The sequence below is a fragment of the Dyella sp. genome, from assembly GCF_035277725.1.
Classification (GTDB): domain Bacteria; phylum Pseudomonadota; class Gammaproteobacteria; order Xanthomonadales; family Rhodanobacteraceae; genus Dyella_B.
Genome location: NZ_DATEJY010000196.1, coordinates 1 through 6,416, shown reverse-complemented (window position 1 = coordinate 6,416; position 6,416 = coordinate 1). Strand labels below are relative to the sequence as shown.

Below are 6,416 nucleotides of genomic sequence, written 5' to 3'. Positions count from 1 at the left end.
TGCACCGTTGGGGACGGCAAGCAGGCATACGCGCCCTGGGAAGCACGCATTATAACGAGAACTACGTCACAAACGTTAAATCCATGACCTATGGCCCATGCTTTTTTTAAGCATACGTATGCATTGGCCAAGTGCATTAATTGCCCAGGGATGCTCTGATCTATGCCATATACCCGTCACCGCACTGTATGCGCGGGTGCATGGCATAGATCAGAGCATCCCTAGGCCAAGGGCGGCCCTTTCAGCTCCACCATGTTGCCTTGCGGATCAAACAGATAAATGGAAGGGCCCTCGCCCTTGGCGCCATAACGGCTGCCGATCTCGCCCACTCGAACGCCATGCGCTTTCAAGTGCGCCAGGATGGCGCCCTCGTCGTAATCGGCCACGCTCAGGCACAGGTGATCCATGTTGTGCCCTTCCGTGCCGGGCCCTTTACCGCCGTAACGGCCCAGCTTGCCGTCGATGCTGACCAGGTCGATCAGCGAATCGCCAGCGCGCAGTTGCACCAGGCCGATGTCCTCCTGGCGGCGCTCCACGCTGCAGCCGAGCACGTCGCAATAGAACGCCTGCATGGTGGGCACGTCGTAGGCACGCAGGACGATGTGGTCGAGTTGCTCGAGGCGGAAAGGTGGTTTGTTCATGTCTTTTGCCCGACGCGTAGGTTGGGGGTGTGAACCCCAACATCTTTATCTTCAAACATGGCGAATGCTGGGGTTCGCACCCCAACCCACCAGCCGCGAGGCCGCGACGAGGTATAATGCCGCCCTTGACGTACATGGTGGGAGAAGCGGGCAAACACCCGCTGCCGAAGGCGCAACGCCCGTAATCGCTCAGGCCCCATACCGCCATTTACCCAAGACTCTGGAGAGACCGGTTGAATCCGGCGCCGAAGGGGCACGAAGCACAGGCAAAGCCTTGGCTTCCAAACTCTCAGGCAAAAGGACAGAGGGGCGCCCCGCGTGCGGCCTGCACGTTTTCTTCGGACGCCCTTGCCCATGACCCAGAATTCTTCCCCTTCCCTGCGCGATCTCGAGCACCACGACGCTTTCATCGAGCGCCACATCGGCCCCAACGATAGCGAAATCGCGCAGATGCTAAGCGCGATCGGCTACAACTCACTGGAAGCGATGACCGACGCGATCGTGCCGGGCCAGATCAAATCGCAAGCACCGCTGGCGCTGCCGGCCAGCATCACGGAAGAAGAAGCGCTGGCGAAGATCCGCGCCATCGCGCGCAAGAACAAGGTGTTCAAGAACTTCATCGGCCAGGGCTACTACGGCACGCTCACGCCGAACGTCATCCTGCGCAACATTCTCGAGAACCCGGCGTGGTACACGGCGTATACGCCGTACCAGGCGGAGATTTCGCAAGGCCGCATGGAAGCGCTGATCAACTTCCAGACCATGGTGGCTGATCTCACCGGCATGGATATCTCCAACGCCTCGCTGCTGGACGAAGCCACCGCCGCCGGCGAAGCGATGGCGCTGGCCAAGCGCTCGGCAAAATCCAAGAGCAACGTGTTCTTTGTCGCGAGCGACGTCCATCCGCAAACGCTGGAAGTGCTGCATACGCGCGCTGACGGCGTTGGCATCCAATTGCATGTGGGTGAACCCGCCGACGTGTCCAATGTGGACAGCTTCGGCGTGCTGCTGCAGTACCCGAACACCTATGGCCAGATCAGCGACTATCGCGCGGTGGCCGAAGCCGTCCATGCACGCGGCGGCATCGTGGCCGTCGCGACGGATTTGCTTGCATTGACGCTGATCGCCTCGCCTGGTTCCTGGGGCGCCGATATCGTGATCGGTAACAGCCAGCGCTTCGGCGTGCCGTTCGGTTTCGGCGGCCCGCACGCGGCGTACCTTGCCTGCCGCGATGCATACAAGCGCTCCATGCCGGGTCGCCTGATCGGCGTGTCGGTGGATGTGGAGGGCAAGCCGGCATATCGCCTCACGCTGCAGACGCGTGAGCAGCACATTCGCCGCGAGAAGGCCACCTCCAACATCTGCACCGCGCAGGTGCTGCTGGCGGTGATGGCCAGCATGTACGCGGTGTATCACGGCCCGGATGGCTTGAAGCGTATTGCCTACCGCACGCATCGCTTTGCCGCCATTCTTGCCGCTGCGCTGCGTCGCGCCGGTTTGACGATCGGTACCGATTTCTTCGATACGCTGCACATCACCAACGTGGATGCCGATGCGATCCACGCCAAGGCCGCAAGCGCCGGCTTGAATCTGCGCCAGATCCACGGCCAGAGCGTAGGCATCAGCCTGGATGAAACCACCACGCGCGCCGACGTGATGGCGCTGGCCAAGCTGTTCAGCGCCGAGATCGTCGACATCGACGAAGCGAACGCCACCACGCCGGACGAACTGCCGCCCGCGCTGCTGCGCAAGGAAGCCTTCCTGCAGCATCCAGTGTTCAACACCCATCACAGCGAACACGAACTGCTGCGCTACATGCGCTCGCTGGCCGACAAGGACCTGGCGCTTGATCGCACCATGATCCCATTGGGCAGCTGCACCATGAAGCTCAACGCCACTGCTGAGATGATTCCGGTGACGTGGCCGGAATTCTCCAGCATCCATCCGCTCGCGCCGGCCGACCAGACGCAAGGCTACAAGCAGTTGATCGACGAACTGGAAGCGATGCTGGTGGAATGCACCGGCTACGACGCGGTGAGCCTGCAGCCGAACTCCGGCGCGCAAGGCGAATACGCCGGTCTGCTGGCCATTCGCGCCTATCACCGCTCGCGCGGTGACGACAAGCGCGACATCTGCCTGATTCCCGAATCCGCGCACGGCACCAACCCCGCTTCCGCGCAGATGTGCGGCATGACGGTGGTGGTCACCAAGTGCGACAGCAACGGCAACGTCGACGTGGAAGACATCCGCGCCAAGGCGGAAAAATATTCCGACCGTCTCGCCGCGCTGATGATCACCTACCCTTCCACGCACGGCGTGTTCGAGGAAGACGTGGTGCGCATCTGCGAAATCGTGCATCAGCACGGTGGCCAGGTGTACACCGATGGCGCCAACATGAATGCGCTGGTCGGCCTGGCCAAGCCCGGCAAGTGGGGGTCCGACGTATCGCACCTCAACCTGCACAAAACCTTCTGCATTCCGCATGGCGGTGGCGGCCCGGGCGTCGGTCCGTGTGCGGTGAAGTCGCATCTCGCGCCGTTCCTGCCGCGCACGCTCGGCGGCGAAGGCAACGTGGGCATGGTGAGCGCAGCCAGCTTCGGCAGCGCCAGCATCCTGCCGATCTCCTGGATGTACGTCACGCTGATGGGCCAGCAGGGCCTGCGTAAAGCGACGCAGGTGGCGTTGCTCAACGCCAACTACATCGCCAAGCGTTTGGCATCGCATTACGAAACGCTCTACACCGGCCGCAATGGCCTGGTGGCGCACGAGTGCATTCTCGACCTGCGCCCGCTCAAGGACAGCACCGGCATCAGCGCCGAAGACGTGGCCAAGCGCCTGATCGATTTCGGCTTCCACGCGCCGACGCTGAGCTTCCCCGTGGCCGGCACGCTGATGGTGGAACCGACCGAAAGCGAATCGATGCATGAGCTGGATCGCTTTATCGACGCGATGATCCAGATCCGCGACGAAATCCGCGCCATCGAAGACGGCCGCCTGGATCGCGAAGACAACCCGCTGAAGAACGCACCGCACACCGCCACGATGGTCACCGGCACGGAATGGACGCACGCTTATCCGCGCGAACTGGCCGCCTTCCCGCTGCCGAGCCTGAAGCTGCAGAAATACTGGTCGCCGGTGGCGCGCGTGGACAACGTCTACGGCGACAAGAACATCATGTGCGCCTGCATCCCGGTGGATGCGTACAAGGAAGAAGTCGAGGCGTAAGCAGAAAGGCAGCCATGCCCGTGGGTCGGGATTCATCCCGACCTGCGAGGCACGCTCAGGCACGTCGGGCTGAAGCCCGACCTACGCCAGGCACGCACCCAAGCCCCGCCAAGTGCGGGGCTTTTTCGTTTGAGGAGTGCGGCCATGGATGGCCGCCCTTTTTGATCCTCGCGATCAGGAACGATCGCAAGAACTGAAGCATTGAATCCGCGCCATCTCCCCGCATGTGTACTTTGCACATGCCTGCAGGGGCCGCACGCCGCCGCGCGTGCCAGAATGCGAGGCCCCAGGCGCCGTCCATTCCCCGGGATCGAGAGGTATCGCCTTGAACGCTTCCACGCTCGCCGAAGCCGGCCGTCGTACCGACGCTGCCACCACCACGCCGCTGCCGCGCACGCCGAACCTGCACGAAGCCGATCCCGCACGAATGCGTGCGACGCTGCGCGACTACTTCATCAGCACCTTCGACCGCTATGAGTCGCTGTTCAAGACGCTGGCCGTCGACGCGGCCTGGTACGAGCCGCCGATCACGCTGCGCCATCCGCTGATCTTCTACTACGGCCACACCGCCACGTTCTTCGTCAACAAGCTGCTGCTGACGCGGATGATCGAGGAGCGCATCGACCCGCACCTGGAATCCGTGTTCGCGGTGGGCGTGGACGAGATGGGTTGGGACGACCTCAACGACGCGCACTACGACTGGCCCAGCATCGCCGAGGTGCAGGCCTACCGCGACAAGGTGCGTGCGCTGGTCACCCGCCTGATCGACGAGGCGCCGCTGGAACTGCCGATAGCCTGGGACCACCCGTGGTGGGCCATCGTCATGGGCATCGAGCACGAGCGCATCCATCTGGAAACCTCGTCCGTGCTGATCCGCCAGCACAAGCTGGCCTACGTGAAGCCGCACCCCGCGTGGCAGCCGTGCCCACAGAGCGGCGCGGCGCCGGAAAACACGCTGCTGAAAGTGCCGGCCGGCAAGGTCGCGCTGGGCCGCGACACCGCCAGCGCGGTCTACGGCTGGGACAACGAGTACGGCCACCACGAGGCCGAGGTGCCGGCCTTCGAGGCCAGCCGCATGCTGGTGAGCAATCGCGAATTCCTCGCCTTCGTGGAGGACGGCGGCTACGCCCAATCCGGATACTGGGAAGACGAGGGCAATGCCTGGCGCGAATTCGCCAAGGCCGCCCACCCCACGTTCTGGCGCCGCTCCGCCGAGGGCTGGCAGCTGCGCCTGATGACCGCCGAAGTGGCTATGCCATGGGATTGGCCGGTGGAGGTGAACTATCACGAAGCCAAGGCGTTCTGCCGCTGGAAATCGGCGCACGGCGGCCAGCCGGTGCGCCTGCCCACCGAGGACGAGTGGTACCGCCTGTACGCCGAAAGCCGCCGCGGCGCGCCGGACGGCGAGGCGCCGGACGCGAACCTCAACCTCGCGCACTGGGCCTCGTCCTGCCCGGTGAACCGCTTCGCGCAGGGCGAGTTCTACGACGTCGCCGGCAATGCCTGGCAGTGGACGGAAACCGCCATCTACCCGTTCGAGGGCTTCCAGGTGCATCCGATCTACGACGACTTCACCACGCCCACCTTCGACGGCCGCCACAACCTGATGAAGGGCGGCTCGTGGATCGCCACCGGCAACGAGGCCGAGCCCGCCTCGCGCTACGCGTTCCGCCGCCACTTCTTCCAGCACGCCGGCTTCCGCTACGTGGTGTCGAAGCACCTGAAGCCCGCGCCGGCCTCGCACTACGAGACCGACAAGCTGCTCAGCGAATACGCCGAGTTCCACTACGGCGACAGCTATTTCGGCGTGCCGAATTTCTCGCAGGCGCTGGTGGAGCTGGCGATGGATGCGCTGGCCGACGCACCGAAGCGCAAGGCGCTGGACCTCGGCTGCGCCTCGGGCCGCGCCAGCTTCGAGCTGGCCCGCCACTTCGGCCAGGTCACCGGCGTGGATTTCTCCGCCCGCTTCATCGGCCAGGGCGTGGCGCTGGCGCGCGGCGACAGCCTGCGTTACCTGCTGGCCGACGAAGGCGAGCTGGTCGAGTACAAGTCGCGCAGCCTCGCCGAACTGGGCCTCGCGGACACGGCCGCGAAGGTGGAGTTCTTCCAGGGCGACGCCTGCAACCTCAAGCCGCAATTCGGCGGCTACGACTTCATCCTCGCCGCCAACCTGATCGACCGCCTGTACAACCCCGCGCAGTTCCTCGAAGCGATCCACGAGCGGTTGAATCCCGGCGGCATCCTGATGATTACCTCGCCCTACACCTGGCTCGCCGAACACACGCCACGCGCGGACTGGCTGGGCGGCTACAAGAAGGACGGCGAAAGCTTCACCACGCTGGACGGCCTGGACGCCGTGCTCGGCACGCACTTCCAGCGGCTGGGCGAACCGCGCGCGGTGCCGTTCGTGATACGCGAGACGCGGCGCAAGTTCCAGCACACCTTGTCCGAGGTGACGCTGTGGCGGCGGCGCGCGTGAACCGTCGCCTCCATCGCTCCAGCAACCCCACCGTCGCCCCGGCGAAAGCCGGGGCCCAGTGACTTTGCTCC

The 6,416-nt window shown here is 64.3% G+C and carries 3 protein-coding genes and 1 riboswitch; of the genes, 2 read left to right on the top strand and 1 reads right to left on the bottom strand.

Going from position 1 to position 6,416, the window contains the following annotated elements:
* Positions 1-221: 221 nt before the first annotated feature.
* Positions 222-641, bottom strand: coding sequence for a VOC family protein (locus VJR68_RS16950; protein WP_324149699.1), 420 nt, complete (start codon positions 639-641; stop codon positions 222-224).
* Between the two features lie 210 nt (positions 642-851).
* A riboswitch (glycine riboswitch) is annotated at positions 852-956 on the top strand.
* A 39-nt stretch (positions 957-995) separates the two neighbouring features.
* Here VJR68_RS16950 and gcvP point away from each other — a divergent pair.
* Together gcvP and ovoA are read left to right on the top strand one after the other, a co-directional pair.
* A complete protein-coding gene (gene gcvP, locus VJR68_RS16945; protein ID WP_324149696.1) occupies positions 996-3,866 on the top strand; it encodes an aminomethyl-transferring glycine dehydrogenase in 2,871 nt (956 codons plus the stop codon).
* 325 nt (positions 3,867-4,191) lie between these two features.
* Entirely contained in the window at positions 4,192-6,345 is a 2,154-nt protein-coding gene (gene ovoA / locus VJR68_RS16940) for a 5-histidylcysteine sulfoxide synthase (RefSeq protein WP_324149693.1), read from the top strand.
* Positions 6,346-6,416 lie beyond the last annotated feature (71 nt).